Genomic DNA, 15,487 nt, shown 5'->3' with positions numbered 1-15,487 from the left:
CCGGTTCGGCGAGAATGGGCCGGTGACCGCCTTCGCCTGGACCGGGCCGCTCGCCCGGCCGACCGGCCCGCTGCCACGGCCGTCCCGGACGGGCTGGGCCTTCGACATCGTGCTGGCGTTCGCCGTGATCACGATCGGGCTCGACTACCTGACGGCGCTCGGCAACCGGATCCCGCTCGACGCGCACCCGGCGCGGATGATCGGGCTGGTCGCGCTGTCGCTCGTGTCGGGCGTCGCGCTGGTCTTCCGCCGCCGCTACCCGCTGGCCGTCTTCTGGGTCGTGCTCGGGGCGCTAGTGCTGACGCCGGACCTGGCGTCGCGGCTGATCTTCTACCCGTTCGTGATCGCCGCCTACAGCGCGGCGGCCTTCAGCCCGTACCGGATCCCTACGCTGGTCAGCCTGGCCCTGGGCGTGTTCGAGACGGGGGAGTTGCGTTACGACGTCTGGCCGATCGTGCCGACCCAGTACGTCACGCTGCTCATCGTCGTCCCGATGCTCGTCGCGACCCTCGGGCTGCGCGCCTGGCGGGTCCGGGCCGATACCGAGCGCGAGCGGTTTTCCGAAGTGGAGCGACAGCAGGCGGACCGGCTGCGCGGCGCGGTCGAGGACGAACGCGCCCGCATCGCGCGGGAGCTGCACGACGTCGTCACGCACAACGTGAGCGTCATGGTCATCCAGGCGGGCGCCGCCCGGAAGATCATGGCCCGGTCCCCGGAGCAGGCCACCGAAGCGCTGCTCGCGGTCGAGGAGAGCGGCCGGCTGGCGATGACCGAGCTGCGGCAGGCCATGGGCCTGCTGACAACGGATCCCGACGGCCCGGACCTCACCCCGCAACCGGGCCTGGACCAGCTGCCCGCGCTGGTCCGCCGGGTGCGCGACGCCGGCGCGGACGTCGAGCTGACGATGACGGGCGACCCGCGGCCGGTTCCGTCCGGGATCGGGCTGGCCGCCTATCGCGTGGTGCAGGAAGCGCTGACCAACGCGGTGAAGCACGCGGCGGGCGCGGCCGCGCGGGTCGACGTCGGGTACGGCCCCGACGGGCTGCGCGTCGAGGTCACCGACACCGGGGGAGCGGCCGCCCCCGCCGCGGCCACCGGCGACGGCCGTGGTCTGCTGGGCCTGCGCGAGCGCCTCGCCGTCTACGGCGGCACGCTGCGGGCCGGCCGGCGTCCGAGCGGCGGCTTCCGCGTCGAGGCCCTGATCCCCCTGGAGGCGGTGTGACCCGGGTACTCGTCGCCGACGACCAGGCCCTGGTCCGGACCGGGTTCCGGATGATCCTCGCGGCCGACGGGATCGACGTCGTCGGCGAGGCGACCAACGGCGCCGAAGCCGTCGACGCGGTCCGCCGCACCCGCCCCGACGTCGTCCTGATGGACATCCGGATGCCGGAACTGGACGGCTTGGCCGCGACCCGCCGCATCCTCACCGGCGCTCCCGGCGAGCCCCGCGTGATCATCCTGACGACGTTCGACCTCGACCGGTACGTCTACGCGGCCCTCGCGGCCGGGGCCAGCGGGTTCCTGCTCAAGGACGTCACGCCCGAGCACCTGGTCGCGGCGGTTCGCACGGTCCGCACCGGCGACGCCCTGCTGGCGCCGGTGATCACCCGGCGTCTGGTCGAGCGGTTCGCGCTCCGCGACCCCGGCGCGGAACGGCTGCGCCGGGACCTGTCCGCGCTCACCCCGCGCGAGCTGGAGGTGTTGCGCCTGCTCGCCGGCGGCTTCAGCAACGCCGAACTCGCCGGGCGGCTGCACCTGGCCGAAGCGACCGTGAAGACGCATGTCGCGCGGATCCTCGCGAAGCTGGACCTGCGGGACCGCGTCCAAGCCGTCGTGCTGGCCTACGAGACGGGGCTCGTGAAGCCCGGGGCGAACTAGTCCGCGATGCCCGCGCGGTACGCGAACGCCACGGCTTGGGCGCGGTCGCGCAGCCCGGCCTTGGTGAACAGGTGGTTCACGTGGGTCTTCACGGTCGCCTCGCTCACCACGAGCGTGCGCGCGATCTCCGTGTTCGACAGGCCCGCCGCGATCAGGCGCAGTACCTCGATCTCGCGGGCGGTCAGGCCTTCGATCTCCTTCACCCGCACGGGCACGCTGCGCGTGGCGGCCTCGACGAGCCGGCGCTGCAGCTCACCGTCCACTGTGGACTGACCGTCGGCGGCCGAGCGCAGGGCGCGGGCGATCGCCTCGGCGTCGGCGTCCTTGGTGAGGAAACCGCGCGCCCCGGCGCGCAACGCGGCCAGCAGCGACTCGTCGTCGGCGTAGGTGGTGAGCACGACGACCTCGGTGCCGGGGTGCTCGGCCCGGACCCGTTCGGTGGTCTCGACGCCGTCGCAGCGCGGCATCCGCAGGTCCACCAGCAGCACGTCGGGCCGGTGCTGCGCGACCAGGTCGAGCGCGGCGAGCCCGTCGGCGGCCGCGCCGACCACCTCGACACCCGGCAGCAGCCCTAGCAGCGTCACCAGGCCTTCCCGCACCACCGCCTGGTCGTCGGCGAGCACGACGCGCAAGCTCACGCCGGCACCGTCAGGTGAATCCGCCATCCGTCCTCCCCCGGCCCGCTCTCGAAGCGCCCGTCGAGCAGCGCGACCCGTTCACTCATCCCGCGCAAACCGTAACCTGCCGCCGGCGCGTCCGGTGGCCGCCTGCCCTGCCGATCGGCCACGGTCAGCGTCACCTCGTCACCGGAGTAGCCCAGACGCACGTCGACGTCCGCTTTCGCGGCGTGCTTGCGGGTGTTGGCCAGCGCTTCCTGCACCGCGCGGACGAGCGCGGTGCCGACCGCCGGGTCCAGCTCGCGCGGCTCGCCGTCGATGCGGAGGTCCGCGCGGGCCCCGCTGTCGAGCCGGTACGCGGTGAGCAGGTCCGCGATCGTCCGCTCCACCGGAACCGCGTCCTCGCGCAGCGCGGCGACCGCTTTCCGCGCCTCCGAGAGACCTTCGGACGCGAGCTTCTGGGCCCGTTCGATCTGCGCGACGGCGTCCGGGCTCGCCCCGTCGCGCACCAGCATCAGCCGCGCGCCCTGCAGGTTCAGCGAGAGCCCGGCCAGCGAGTGCGCCAGGACGTCGTGCAGCTCGCGGGCGATGCGGGCACGCTCGGCGAGCGCGGCGGCCCGCGCGTGCTCCTCGGTCGCCGTCTGCGCGCGGGCCAGCGCCAGCTCGGTCTGCTCCATCTTGGCGAGCCGGGTCCGCCGGTTCAGCCCGAGCAGGATGATCACGGCCACGATCGTGTAGGTCGGCAGGGCGCCGCGCCAGGCGTCGTGCACCGCGGCCCAGACCGTGATCGCGGCGAAGTCGAGCAGGACGGCCACCACGATCGGGACGACCGGCTGCCGGAGCACGATGAAGAACGTGGTGCTGAACATCGTGATCGAGGCGAAGCTATTCGGCACGGTCGCCCAGAGCGCGCCGGACGTCGCCACCACGCTGACCATCAGCGCCGCGGGCAGGGCTGGACGGCCGTCGGCGTAGAGCCAGAGCAGGGGGATCGACAGCGCCAGGGTGACCCCGATGAGGATCCACGAGAGCGTGTCCGCCCGCGGCATCGCGGCGAACATCGGCACCACGATGAACCCCCAGCGCAGCCAGTCCTGGACCTGGGGGATCCGGTGGAACCGGGCCCATCGGGTGGTCATCGTCGGGGGTCCTCCGCTCGGGCTTGTACGGAAAATGTACCGACGCGGGCTTCGCTGTGCGGTGTCAAGCTTCCCCCTGTCAGGAGGTTCACCCATGTCCAGGTTGCGACGGCTCGCCGTGTTCGCCGCCGCCGCGGCGCTGCCCGCGCTCGGCCTCACCCTCGCCGGCCAGGCGACCGCGTCCGCCGCGCCCAACTTCCAGGTGCCGTTCAAGTGCGGCACCACGGTGACCGCGGCGACGTTCAGCGGGCACAGCCCGGAGTACTCGGTCGACTTCCAGAAGTCGGGCATCACCGGGATGCCGGTGCTGGCGGCCGCGTCGGGCACGGTGACCCGGGTGGCGGACGAGGGCAGCACCAGCTACGGCAAGTGGATCGAGCTCGACCACGGCAGCGGCTGGCGGACGCGCTACGCGCACCTGTCCGCCCAGGAGGTCTCGGTCGGGCAGTCGGTCGCCGGCGGCAAGGAGATCGGCAAGGCCGGTGCGACCGGCGGGGTCACCGGGCCGCACCTGCACTTCGAAGAGCGGCTCGACAGCGTCGTCCAGAAGGCCAAGCTGAACGGCGTCGCGGTGCCGTACTACGGGCACACGGACTTCACGAGCAAGAACAACTGCGGCGGGAACCCGTACTCCGCCGAAGAAGTCTGCGGTTCCGGCTTTTCCGTCGTCGACCAGCAGGCCCTCGCCGGCTCGTCCGGCACGACCTACCTGCTGTACAACTCCTCGACCAAGGCGAACTGCGTGACGACGTTGAAAGCGACGTCGCTCGGCACGGCCAGCCCGGTCTCGGCGTTTCTCGAGGTCCAGGGGGCGGCGCGGACCACCGACTCCGGCAGCTTCACCTACTACGCCGGGCCGGTGAAGAAGACCGCCGCGGCCACCTGCGTGAAGTGGGGCGGCTCGGTGGGCAGCAACACCTACACCAGCCCGTTCGAGCACTGCGGCTGAGTGACCCCGGTCGGTGGGGCCGGGCACTCTAGCCCGCCCCACCGACAGGAACCGCCACTCCGGCCGGTCCGGAGCGCCTCTTGTCCACATCGCTCCCGGCCATCCACAGATTCGCCGTCACCGCCCCACCCGGCCCCGTCCTGCCCCACGGTGGAGGCATGACCACCTCCACCCCGACCGGCCGGCCGCCGGTCAGCCTCGACGATCCCGCGCAGCTGCTGGCCGCGCTCCCGTACCTGCTCGGCTTCCGGCCCGGTGCCTCGGTCGTCCTGCTCGGCCACTGCCCGCCGGGCGGCAAGCGCATCGGCCTGGTGATGCGCGCCGACCTCCCGCCCGGTGCCGAGCGCGCCCGCCAAGCCCGGGCGCTCGCACCCCGGTTCACCGTCGCCGAGCACATCGGCGTGACCCTGGCGATCATCGGCGGTGAGCGAAGACCCGGCGCCCCGCCGCCGCACGCGGGTTTCATCACCGAGCTGGCGGACGCCTTCGCCGAGCACGGCATCCCGGTGCTGCACGCGCTGTGGGCCGCCGACATCGCGACCGGCGCCCCCTGGGCCTGCTACTCCGGCGAAGACTGTCACGGTGAACTGCCCGACCCCCGGTCGACGGTGGTCGCGGCGGCCGCCACCGAGAGCGGCACGGTGGTGTTCGGCAGCCGTGAGGAAATGCTCGCGCAGCTCGCCCCGCGCTCGCCGGAAGCGGTGGCCCGCCGGTCCGGGGAACTGTCCCGGCTCTCGGAACCACCGTGGCCCGAATCGACCCGCGTCGCCGACGCGGCCGCGGAGGTCCGCGCGGCGTTCGACCGGCAGCGTCGCGGCGAAGGCCCGCCGACGGACGCCGAGGCGGTCCGGCTGGCGTGCGCCTTGACGATCACCGAAATCCGCGACGTGTGCCTGACGATGGCCGTCCCACCCCGCGGCCCGGCGGCGCGTGAGGCCGAGCGCCTCTGGCTGACCCTGGTCCGGGAACTCCCGGCCCCCGAACGAGCCGAAGCGGCGGCCTTGCTGGGCTACACGGCTTTCATGCGCGGCGACGGGGCGTTCGCGGGCATGGCTCTGGACAACGCCCTCGAGGCGGCCCCGGACCACCTGCTGGCCGGTCTGCTGACGAGGGTCCTGGACCACGGAACGCCCCCGGAGTTCCTGCTGGGCCTGGCGGTGGCCGCGGGCTCGGAGGGCGTCACGGGCTTCGGTCTGGAACCATCGCCCTGAGGCGAATCACCTTGAGCCACAAGGATTTTCGGCTCGTCGCCGGCTTCGGCCGTGGTGCCCGGTTCGAAGCCGGGCACCACAGCGAGCCGTCAGCTCTGGGCCGCGCGCCGCGACTGGGTGAACGTCCACGCGTCGCGCACGATGCCCGTCAGGTCGGTGCGCTCCGGCTTCCAGCCGAGCTCCTCGCGGGCTCGGTCGCTGGCCGCGACGAGCACCGACGGGTCGCCCGCGCGGCGCGGCGCCACCGCGGCCGGCACGGCATGGCCGGTGACCTCGCGGCAGGCCTCGATCACCTCGAGAACGGAGAACCCGGTGCCGTTGCCCAGGTTGTAGATGCGGTGCTCGCCCGCTGTCGCGTGCTTCAGCGCCAGCAGGTGGGCGTCCGCGAGGTCCACGACGTGGATGTAGTCGCGGACGGCGGTGTGGTCCGGCGTCGGGTAGTCGTCGCCGAAGATCTGGATGCGCTCGCGGTCGCCCGTGGCGACCTGCAGAACGAGAGGGATGAGATGGGTTTCCGTGGCGTGGCGCTCGCCGAGGGCGCCGTACGCGCCGGCGACGTTGAAGTACCGCAGGCTCACCGCGGCCAGGCCGTGCGCGCCGGCGAAGGTGGTGATCGCGTGGTCGATGGCCAGCTTCGTGGCGCCGTAGGTGTTGGTCGGCCGGGTCGGCGCGGACTCCGCGATCGGCGAGGACTCCGGCTCGCCGTAGGTCGCCGCGGTCGAGGAGAACACCAGGCGCGGCGTGCCGTGCTCGTGCATGGCCTCGAGCAGCCGCAACGACGTGACGACGTTGCCTTCCCAGTACTTCGTCGGATCGGTCATCGACTCGCCGACCAGCGACTTCGCCGCGAAGTGCAGCACGCCGTCGAAGCCCTCGCGAAGCAGGCTGCCCGCCACCTCGGCGGCGTCACCCTCGATGAACCGCGCGTCCGGGTGGACGGCGTCGGCGTGCCCGGTGGACAGGTCGTCGACCACTGTGACCTGGTGCCCGGCCTCGACGAGCCGGGCGGCGCAGACACTGCCGACGTACCCCGCTCCGCCCGTCACGACCAGTTTCAGGGCGTTGCTCTGCTCCGACACGTCCAAACCTTCCTGCCGAGGGTGACTGTGCGCCACAGTCTTCCCCCTCGGGGACGTGCGGGCCCGGGCGGGGGTTGTCCCCGCCCGGGCTCAGACCTCGTCGCGCCCGGCGCCGCGGGACGGGACCGCGGTGAACGTCCGCGGCCGCCGGTAGCCGGCCTTTTCGAACGCCGCGTCCACCGCCGCCTTGACCCCGGTCAGGTCGGCGTCGCGGACCAGTGCGATCGCCGAGCCGCCGAAGCCGCCGCCGGTCATCCGCGAGCCGAGCGCACCGGCCTCGCGCGCCGAGTCGACCGCGAGGTCCAGCTCGGCCGTGGAGATCCGGTAGTCGTCACGCATGCTGACGTGCGAAGCGTCCAGGTACGGGCCGATCTCGGCGATCCTGCCCTGGCGCAGCAGCGCGACGACGTCGAGCACCCGCTGGTTCTCGGTGACCACGTGCCGCACCAGCGGCGCCAGGTCGGCCGGGAGCCGGTCGAGCGCGTCGGCGAGGCTTTCGGCCGTGATGTCGCGCAGGGCCTTCAGCCCGAGCAGCTCGGCCGCCCGTTCGGTGCCCCGCCGCCGCTCGCCGTACCCGCCTTCGGCGTGCGAGTGCTTGGTGCGGGTGTCCATGATCAGCACCTGCAGCCCGGCCTCGGCCAGCCCGAACGGCACCTGCTCCTGCTCGCCCGACCGCACGTCCAGGAACAGCACGTGGGACTCGGTGCAGCACAGCGACGCCGTCTGGTCGAGCAGGCCGGTCGGCGCGCCGACGAAGTCGTTTTCCGAGCGCTGCACCCACCGGGCCACCTCGGGCCGGGCCGGGACGCGCTCGTCGGTTCCGTCGATCTCCATGCCGGCCAGGCCCAGCAGCGCCAGCGACACCGCGCACTCGAGCGCGTGGGAGGAGGACAGCCCGGCGCCCGACGGCACGTCGCCGGCGATGACCAGGTTCGCCCCGGCCGTGAAGCCCTGGTCGCGCAGCACCCAGGCGACCCCCGCCGGGTACGCGGCCCACCCGTCGACCCTGCCGGGTTCCAGGTCGGCGATCGTGAGCTCGCCGGAACGCTGGAGCTGCCCGTCGTCACCGAGCGTGGCCACGGACAGGACGCCGTCCTCCCGGGGCGACGCCGCCGCGGCCAGGCGGTGCGGCAACGCGAAGGGCAGCACGAAACCGTCGTTGTAGTCGGTGTGCTCGCCGATCAGGTTCACCCGGCCGGGCGCCGACCACACGCCGGCCGGCGTGCCGCCGTGCACCGTGCGGAACGCCGCCGCGGCCTCCGAGGCCGGGCTCACCTGGCCTGCGCCAGGACGGCGTGCAGCGCGGAGGTGGAGACCTGTGCGGTGTTGTCGCCGCCGGTGACCTCGATGGTGCTGCCGTTGGCCTTGCCGATGACGACCGTGCCGCCCGGCACGATCCCGACGGACTTGAGCTCGGTCATCAGCGACTCGTCCAGCTGGACGTGCTCGGCGATGCGCCGGATCTCGACCCGGCCGCCGCCGGTGCGGGCGAACTCGTCGAGCCGGACGAGGTCGGCCTCCGCGGGCGGCGCGGGATCGCCGTCGCCCAGCTTGTCCAGACCGGGGATCGGGTTGCCGTAGGGGGAGGTGGTCGGGTGATCGAGCAGCTTGACGAGCTTGCGCTCGACGGCCTCGCTCATCACGTGTTCCCAGCGGCAGGCCTCGTTGTGCACGTGCTCCCACTCGAGCCCGATGACGTCGACGAGGAGGCGTTCGGCCAGGCGGTGCTTGCGCATGACGGCGATCGCCAGTTCCCGGCCGTGGTCGGTGAGCTGGAGGTGCCGGTCGTCGGCGACCACGACCAGTCCGTCGCGCTCCATCCGGGCGACGGTCTGGCTCACGGTCGGACCGCTTTGCTGCAGGCGCTCGGCGATCCGGGCGCGCAGCGGGACGACACCTTCTTCTTCGAGTTCGTAGATCGTACGCAAGTACATCTCGGTGGTGTCGATGAGATCGTTCACGCTGTCCCCTTCGTCCGCGTTGCTCATCGTAGTCGTTGGCCCCGGCAGCGGCGGCGGGCCTGGGGATAACAACTCACCGGCGGTGGAAATGTCCGGCCCGGGCGGATCGGGGCCGCGGACCGCTGCAAGATGGGAGGTATGCGCTCGCTGATCAGCACCACCGACCTCGCCGCCGCACTGGCCGGCCCGGCCGGCGACCGGCCCGTCGTCCTCGACGTCCGCTGGCGGCTCACCGGCCCACCGGGGGCCGAGTCCTACCGGGACGGTCACCTGCCCGGCGCGGTCTTCACCGACCTCGACCACGTGCTCGCGGCCGAGCCGGGCGAGGGCGGCCGGCACCCGTTGCCCGACCCCGTGGACCTGCAGCGCGACCTTCGCGCGGCCGGCGTGCGCGACGGCGGCCCGGTGGTGGTCTACGACGACGCCGACGGTTCGGTGGCGGCGCGGGCCTGGTGGCTGCTGCGCTGGGCGGGCCACGACGACGTCGCGGTCCTCGACGGCGGTTACGCGGCGTGGACCACGGACGGTCACGAGGTCGACACCGAGCCGGCGCGCCCGGAGCCGGGGGACATCGAGGTCCGGCCGGGCGGCATGCCGGTCCTGGACGCCGACGAGGCGGCCGCGCTGGCCCGCGACGGCCTGCTGCTCGACGCCCGGGCCGCAGCGCGCTACACAGGCGAAACGGAGCCGGTGGATCCCCGAGCGGGCCACATCCCGGGCGCGGTGAACGCCCCGTTCGCCGGCCACACAGCCGCCGACGGCCGCTGGCGCACACCGGAGGAACTGGCCGACCGCTTCGCCGGCCTGGGCCTGCGCCCCGGAGAACCGGTCGGCGCGTACTGCGGCTCGGGGGTGACGGCGAGTTCGGTGGTGCTGGCCCTGGAGATCGCCGGCCACCCGGGCGCGGGCCTGTACGCGGGCTCGTGGTCCCACTGGTCCCGCAACCCGGACCGCCCAGCCGCAACAGGCGACCTCCCCGGCTGACCCCGCCCACGCCCGAAAGCCGTGAAGGCCTCCGTACCGGCTCTTACGGCCGGTAAGGCCTTCACGGCTTCAAAAGACGACGTCGGCCCCGAGGGTTCGGTCGACGGAAGGCGGCCGGCCGAGCACGGTTCCCCAGATGCCTGGGCGGCTGGTAGCGGCCCGGCCGGGCACGTTCGCCGCGGCCTGCGGGTGCGTGACCACACCGGGTCCTCCCGGCCGTGATCGCCGCGACCTGCGGCGGGCCCGTGCCCGGCGGGTTCCGCGAGGCGGTGCCGGGCTCTTCGGGGCCGCGAATCGCTGCGATCGGCACTACAGTCGGGCGTATGGCGCCGGCTGTCGTGTGGGACTCCTCCCTGCTGGGTTACGACCTGGGCGGGGATCACCCGTTCAACCCCGTCCGGCTGGAACTGACCGTCCGGCTGGCCACCGAACTCGGCGTGCTCGACGGCGTCGAACTGCTCGTCCCGTCCGCCGCCGGGGACGAGGAGCTCCTGCGGATCCACGCGCCCGAATACCTGGCCGCCGTGCGGGAGGCGCCGCTCGTCGGGTGGGATGTCGGGCACGGGCTCGGGACCTCCGACAACCCCGTCTTCAGCGACATGCACGACGCCTCCGCGCTGGTCGTCGGCTCGACGCTGCTGGCCGCGCGCAAGATCGCCGAGGGCGAGGCCACCCGGGCGGTCAACATCGCCGGCGGGCTGCACCACGCGATGCGGGACCAGGCGTCCGGGTTCTGCGTCTACAACGACTGCGCCGTCGCGATCTCGTGGCTGCTCGACCACGGCTTCGAGCGGATCGCCTACATCGACACCGACGTCCACCACGGCGACGGCGTCCAGGCCGCGTTCTACGACGACCCGCGCGTCCTGACGATCTCGATGCACCAGCACCCCTTCACGCTCTGGCCCGGCACCGGCTACTCGGCCGAGACCGGCCGCGGCAAGGCCGACGGCACCGCGGTCAACGTGCCGCTGCCGCCGCGCACCCAGGACCCCGGGTGGTTGCGGGCGTTCAACGCCGTCGTCCCGTCGCTGCTGGCCGACTTCGAGCCGCAGCTGCTGTTCACCCAGTGCGGCGTCGACTCCCACGAAGAGGACCCGCTCGCGGACCTCTCGCTGTCCGTCGACGGCCACCGGACCATCTACACCACCCTGCGTGAGCTCGCCAACACCTACGCGAGCGGCAAGTGGATCGCCGTCGGCGGGGGCGGGTACCAGCTGATCCGGGTGGTCCCGCGGTCGTGGACGCACCTGATCGCCACCGTCCTCGACCGGGACGTCGACCCGGCGACGCCGTTGCCGCCCGGCTGGGTGTCGACCGTCGGCAAGGCGGCGCCGAACGCCGAGCTGCCGCGGGCCATGACCGACGACCGCGACACGGAGTTCAAGCCGTGGGGCGACGGCGAAGACGACCCGGTCGACGTCGCCGTCCGGGACACCCGCCGAGCCGTCTTCCCCTTGCACGGCTTGGATCCCGACGACCCCAGGGACTGAGTGACCATGGCCGGACGGGATCCCTTCGACTACCCCCGCGACTGGGAGGCCGACGTCGTGCTGTCCGACGGCGGCACCGTCCACCTGCGTCCGGTGCTCCCGACCGACGCCGACGGCCTGGTCTCCTTCCACGGCAAGCTCTCCGAGCGCACCCGCTATTTCCGCTACTTCGGCGCCTACCCGCGGATCCCGGAGAAGGACCTGAAGCGGTTCTCCACCGTCGACCACCACGACCGGGTCGCCTTCGCCGCGTTCCTCGGCGACGACATCGTCGCGGTCGGCCGGTACGAGCGGCTGGACAGCGGGCCGTCGGCCGAGGTGGCCTTCGTGGTCAGCGACGTGCACCAGGGCCGGGGTCTCGGCTCGATCCTGCTGGAACACCTGGCCGCGGCCGCGTCGGAGTGCGGGCTGCGCCGGTTCGTCGCCGAGGTGCTCGCCGAGAACGCCGCGATGGTCCGCGTCTTCCGCGACGCCGGTTACCAGGTCAGCCGCGAGATCGAAGAGGGTGTGCTGCACCTGGAGTTCGACATCGACCCGACCGAGGAGTCCCTCGCGGTCGCCCGCTCCCGCGAGCAGGCCGCCGAGGCACGCAGCGTGCACAACCTGCTGCACCCGACGTCGGTCGCGGTGATCGGCGCGTCCACCGACCCGGGCAAGGTCGGTCACGTCGCCTTCGTGAACCTCCTCGCCGCCGCGTTCACCGGCACCGTCTACCCGGTCAACCCCGAACACCGCTCGGTGCGCGGCGTGCGCGCCTACCCGTCGGTGCTCGACATCCCGGACTCGGTCGACCTGGCGCTCGTCGCCGTGCCGGCCGAAGCCGTCGAGTCCGTTTTGGACGCTTGCCTGGCCAAGGGCGTGAAGACCCTGCTGATCGTGTCCGGCGGCTTCGGCGAGGCGGGCCCGCACGGCCTGCACGCCGAGCTGCGGCTGGTCGGCGAGGCCCGGGCGCACGGCATGCGCGTCGTCGGCCCGAACGCGCTCGGCGTGCTGAACACCGCGCCCGGCATCCGGCTCAACGCCACCCTCGCGCCGCGGTTGCCGGGCCGCGGCCGCACCGGGTTCTTCTGCCAGTCCGGCGCGCTGGGCACCGCGATCCTGGCCGACGCCGAAGCGCGCGGGCTCGGCCTGTCGACGTTCGTCTCGGCGGGCAACCGCGCCGACGTCTCCGGCAACGACCTGCTGCAGTATTGGGAAACCGACCCGGACACCGATCTCGTGCTGCTGTACCTGGAGTCCTTCGGCAACCCGCGCAAGTTCGCGCGGCTGGCGCGGCGGCTGGGCCGGACGAAGCCGATCGTCGCGGTGAAGTCGGGGCGCCACGCGGTCCGCTCGCAGCTGGCGGCGACCTCCACCGAGATCGACGAGGTCAGCGTCCAGGCCCTGTTCGAGCAGGCCGGGGTCGTCCGGGTCGAGTCGCTGGCGCAGCTGTTCGACACCGCCCTCGTCTTCGCGCACCAGCCGCTGCCCGCCGGGCCGCGGATCGCCATCGTCGGCAACTCCAGCGCGATCGGGCTGCTCGCCGCCGATACCGCCCGCGCGCAGGGGCTGCGGCTGGCGTCGGACCCGGTCGACGTCGGCCCGCAGGCCGGTCCGGAGGACTTCGCCAAGGCGGTGGGGGACGCCCTGACCTCGCCGGACACCGACGCGCTGGTCGTCGTGTTCGCGCCGCCGGTGGCGATCCCCGGCACGGCGTACGCGCGCGCTCTGCGGGAGACCGTCGTCGAACTGGGGCAGCGCAAGCCGATCGTCTCGACGTTCCTCGCCGCCGAAGGCGTCCCGGACGAGCTTGCCGTGCTTTCGGAGGACGGCGTGGCCAGCCGCGGCTCGATCCCGTCGTACCCGAGCCCGGAGCGCGCGGTGAACGCGCTGGCGAAGGTCGTCCGGTACGCGGCGTGGCGGCAGCGTCCACAAGGGACACTGGTGCGGCCGTCGGGGATCCACACCGAGCAGGCGCAGGTGATCGTGCGCGAGCTGCTGGACGCCGAGGACGGCAAGGCGATCCTGCTGCCGGACACCGATGTCGTGCGGCTGCTGGGGTGTTACGGCATCGACGTGGTGCCGTTCCGCGTGGTGTCCACTGTGGACGACGCGGTCGCGGCGGCGGCCGAACTCGGCTACCCGGTGACGCTCAAGGCGGTCGACGAGCGGCTGCGCGGCCGGCCCGACCTCGCCGGGGTGCGGCTCGACCTGGCGTCGGAGGACTCGGTGCGCACGGCTTACGCGGTGCTGCGCGAGATCTCCGGCGAAGACGACGTGTACGTGCAGCAGATGGCGCCGAAGGGCCTGTCGTGCGTGATCGGGCTGCAGGACGACCCGTCGTTCGGCTCGCTCGTGTCGTTCGGGCTGTCCGGCCTGGTCAGCACGCTGCTGGGGGACCGGGCCTACCGGGCGGTGCCGGTCACCGACGTCGACGCGGCGACGCTGCTGCGCGAGCCGCGGACGGCCCCGCTGCTCACCGGCTACCGCGGCGACGAGCCCGCCGACCTCGCCGCACTGCAGGACATGGTGCTGCGCGTGGCCGCGCTCGCCGAGGACAACCCCGAGGTGCGGTCGCTGACGCTGGACCCGATCCTGGCCTCGCCCGACGGCGCGTTCGTCGCGAACGCCCGCCTGGTGCTGGGCCCACCACCGTCCCGGCCCGACACCGGCCCTCGGCGGCTGCGCGCGATCAACCCGGTGGACTGACCGTGGACCCGCTCGCCGCACCGCCGGCCAGGAGCGCCGCGGCCTCCCCCGCTGCTTTGCCGGCTCGCCGCGCGATCACCTGGCGGCCTGAGGCGGATTCGCTCGCCGCGCCGCCGGTCCATCATGCGATCACCCGGCGGGCTGCGTGTGGCGCGTTCGCCGCGCCGCCGGCTCGCCGCGTGATCGGCTGGCGGTCTGAGGTGGACTTGCTCGCCGCGCTGCCGGTCCGTCACGCGATCACCCGGCGTGCTGCGTGTGGCGCGTTCGCCGCACAACCGGCTCGCCACGTGATCACCTGGCAGCCTGACGTGGACACGCTCTCCACTCTGCAGGCCCGTCACGCGATCGACCTGGGGGATTGACGTGGACTCGCTCTCCGATGTGCTGGCCCGGCACGCCGGTGACCTGCCCGGCGCGGTGGCGCTCGTCGCCCGCGGCGGGCAGGTGGAGGTGGCGGCGGTGGGCTCGGCCGACGCCGGCGGGATCGTGCCGATCGCGCGCGACTCGCTCTTCCGCATCGGGGCCCTGACGATGCCGATCGTGGCCGCCGCGGTTCTGCTGCTTGTCGACGACGGCGAACTCGCGCTGACCGATCCGGTCGCGCGGTGGCTGCCCGCGCTGGCGGACCCGGTGGTCGTCCGGACGCCGGCCGGGCCGGTCGACGACGTCGTACCCGCGGTGCGGCCGATCACCGTCGAAGACCTGCTGACGTCGCGGTGCGGTTACGGCCTCGCGGCCGACCCGGAGCTGCCCGCCGTCGACCTGCTGTTCCAGGTGCTCGGCCACCCGGCCGGGCCGGTGCGGGCCGGGGGGCCCGACGAGTGGCTGGCCGCGCTCGCCCAGGTCCCGCTGCTGCGCCAGCCCGGGGAGGCGTGGCTCTACGCCACGAGCGCGGACCTGCTGGGGGTGCTGATCGCGCGGGTGACGGGCCGGCCGCTGCCGGAGTTCCTCGCGGAGCGGCTGTTCGGACCGCTCGGCATGGCCGACACCGGGTTTTCGGTGCCGACCGCCGCGCTGGGCCGGTTCACCAGCGCCTACCGGCGGAGCGCGGCGGGGCTCGTGCTCGCCGACGCGCCGGAGGGCCGCTGGAGCAGCCCGCCGACGTTCCCGTCGGGCAGCGGCGGCCTGGTCTCGACGGCCGACGACCTCCTGGCCTTCGCCCGCGCCCTGCTGTCCGGGCACCGGCTGCTGACGCCGGAATCGGTGCGCCTGCTGACGACGGACCACCTGACGGCCCCGCAACGCGCGGCGGCGCGGCCGTTCCTGCGTGGCCTGGGCTGGGGGTTCGGCGGCGCGGTCGACGTGGTCGCGGTCCAGCCGTGGCAGGTGCCGGGCCGCTACGGCTGGACCGCCGGCGCGGGCCCGGCCGCCCACCTGACCCCGGCCACGGGCACGGTCACGGTGCTGCTGACGCAGGTCGAGGCCGCCGACCCCGCGCCGACCGAGCTGATGCGCGAGTTCTGGACCTACGCGGCGAAGTAGCCGCGT

General features: G+C 73.5%; 14 protein-coding genes. 9 read left to right on the top strand and 5 right to left on the bottom strand.

Annotation, left to right across the window (positions count from 1 at the left end):
- Nucleotides 1–22: 22 nt before the first annotated feature.
- The gene (locus OG494_RS23660) at nucleotides 23–1,222 is read left to right on the top strand and encodes a sensor histidine kinase (protein WP_328442694.1); all 1,200 of its coding nucleotides are present in this window, start codon (nucleotides 23–25) and stop codon (nucleotides 1,220–1,222) included.
- Nucleotides 1,219–1,878: a response regulator transcription factor gene (locus tag OG494_RS23655; RefSeq protein WP_328442693.1), complete on the top strand. Its 660-nt coding sequence runs from the start codon at nucleotides 1,219–1,221 to the stop codon at nucleotides 1,876–1,878. The genes OG494_RS23660 and OG494_RS23655 overlap by 4 nt, the downstream gene beginning before the upstream one ends.
- Here OG494_RS23655 and OG494_RS23650 read toward each other — a convergent pair.
- Nucleotides 1,875–2,516, bottom strand: a complete 642-nt coding sequence (locus OG494_RS23650; protein WP_328442692.1) for a response regulator transcription factor — start codon at nucleotides 2,514–2,516, stop codon at nucleotides 1,875–1,877. The two genes, OG494_RS23655 and OG494_RS23650, sit on opposite strands and share 4 nt — an antisense overlap.
- Complete coding sequence (locus tag OG494_RS23645; RefSeq protein ID WP_328442691.1) at nucleotides 2,513–3,634, bottom strand: sensor histidine kinase; 1,122 nt, start codon at nucleotides 3,632–3,634, stop codon at nucleotides 2,513–2,515. Before OG494_RS23645 ends, OG494_RS23650 begins: the two co-directional genes overlap by 4 nt.
- Nucleotides 3,635–3,728: 94 nt before the next feature.
- Here OG494_RS23645 and OG494_RS23640 point away from each other — a divergent pair, with 94 nt between their 5' ends.
- Together OG494_RS23640 and OG494_RS23635 are read left to right on the top strand one after the other, a co-directional pair.
- Nucleotides 3,729–4,583 carry a M23 family metallopeptidase gene (locus OG494_RS23640; protein WP_328442690.1) on the top strand — a complete coding sequence of 285 codons (855 nt, stop codon included), beginning with the start codon at nucleotides 3,729–3,731 and terminating at the stop codon, nucleotides 4,581–4,583.
- Between the two features lie 158 nt (nucleotides 4,584–4,741).
- Nucleotides 4,742–5,794, top strand: coding sequence for a DUF4192 domain-containing protein (locus tag OG494_RS23635; protein WP_328442689.1), 1,053 nt, complete (start codon nucleotides 4,742–4,744; stop codon nucleotides 5,792–5,794).
- 89 nt (nucleotides 5,795–5,883) lie between these two features.
- Here the strand turns inward: OG494_RS23635 and galE are convergent, their stop codons facing one another.
- From galE to OG494_RS23620, 3 genes are all read right to left on the bottom strand, one after another.
- A complete protein-coding gene (galE, locus tag OG494_RS23630; protein WP_328442688.1) occupies nucleotides 5,884–6,873 on the bottom strand; it encodes a UDP-glucose 4-epimerase GalE in 990 nt (329 codons plus the stop codon).
- Between the two features lie 90 nt (nucleotides 6,874–6,963).
- Nucleotides 6,964–8,148, bottom strand: coding sequence for a galactokinase (galK, locus tag OG494_RS23625; protein WP_328442687.1), 1,185 nt, complete (start codon nucleotides 8,146–8,148; stop codon nucleotides 6,964–6,966).
- Nucleotides 8,145–8,861, bottom strand: a complete 717-nt coding sequence (locus OG494_RS23620; protein ID WP_305879379.1) for a metal-dependent transcriptional regulator — start codon at nucleotides 8,859–8,861, stop codon at nucleotides 8,145–8,147. Before OG494_RS23620 ends, galK begins: the two co-directional genes overlap by 4 nt.
- 111 nt (nucleotides 8,862–8,972) lie before the next feature.
- Between OG494_RS23620 and OG494_RS23615 the strand changes: the two genes are divergently transcribed.
- From OG494_RS23615 to OG494_RS23595, 5 genes are all read left to right on the top strand, one after another.
- Entirely contained in the window at nucleotides 8,973–9,818 is an 846-nt protein-coding gene (locus OG494_RS23615; RefSeq protein ID WP_328442686.1) for a sulfurtransferase, read from the top strand.
- Between the two features lie 323 nt (nucleotides 9,819–10,141).
- Nucleotides 10,142–11,311 carry an acetoin utilization protein AcuC gene (locus OG494_RS23610; RefSeq protein ID WP_328442685.1) on the top strand — a complete coding sequence of 390 codons (1,170 nt, stop codon included), beginning with the start codon at nucleotides 10,142–10,144 and terminating at the stop codon, nucleotides 11,309–11,311.
- 6 nt (nucleotides 11,312–11,317) lie between these two features.
- The gene (locus OG494_RS23605; RefSeq protein ID WP_328442684.1) at nucleotides 11,318–13,999 is read left to right on the top strand and encodes a bifunctional acetate--CoA ligase family protein/GNAT family N-acetyltransferase; all 2,682 of its coding nucleotides are present in this window, start codon (nucleotides 11,318–11,320) and stop codon (nucleotides 13,997–13,999) included.
- A gap of 2 nt (nucleotides 14,000–14,001) precedes the next feature.
- The gene (locus OG494_RS23600) at nucleotides 14,002–14,361 is read left to right on the top strand and encodes a hypothetical protein (protein ID WP_328442683.1); all 360 of its coding nucleotides are present in this window, start codon (nucleotides 14,002–14,004) and stop codon (nucleotides 14,359–14,361) included.
- Nucleotide 14,362: 1 nt separating this feature from the next.
- The gene (locus OG494_RS23595; RefSeq protein WP_328442682.1) at nucleotides 14,363–15,481 is read left to right on the top strand and encodes a serine hydrolase domain-containing protein; all 1,119 of its coding nucleotides are present in this window, start codon (nucleotides 14,363–14,365) and stop codon (nucleotides 15,479–15,481) included.
- Nucleotides 15,482–15,487 lie beyond the last annotated feature (6 nt).

The organism is Amycolatopsis sp. NBC_00438 (assembly GCF_036026695.1).
GTDB lineage: Bacteria > Actinomycetota > Actinomycetes > Mycobacteriales > Pseudonocardiaceae > Amycolatopsis.
Note: the sequence above shows the minus strand (reverse complement) of the source record. Positions and strands in the feature narration are given on the sequence as shown.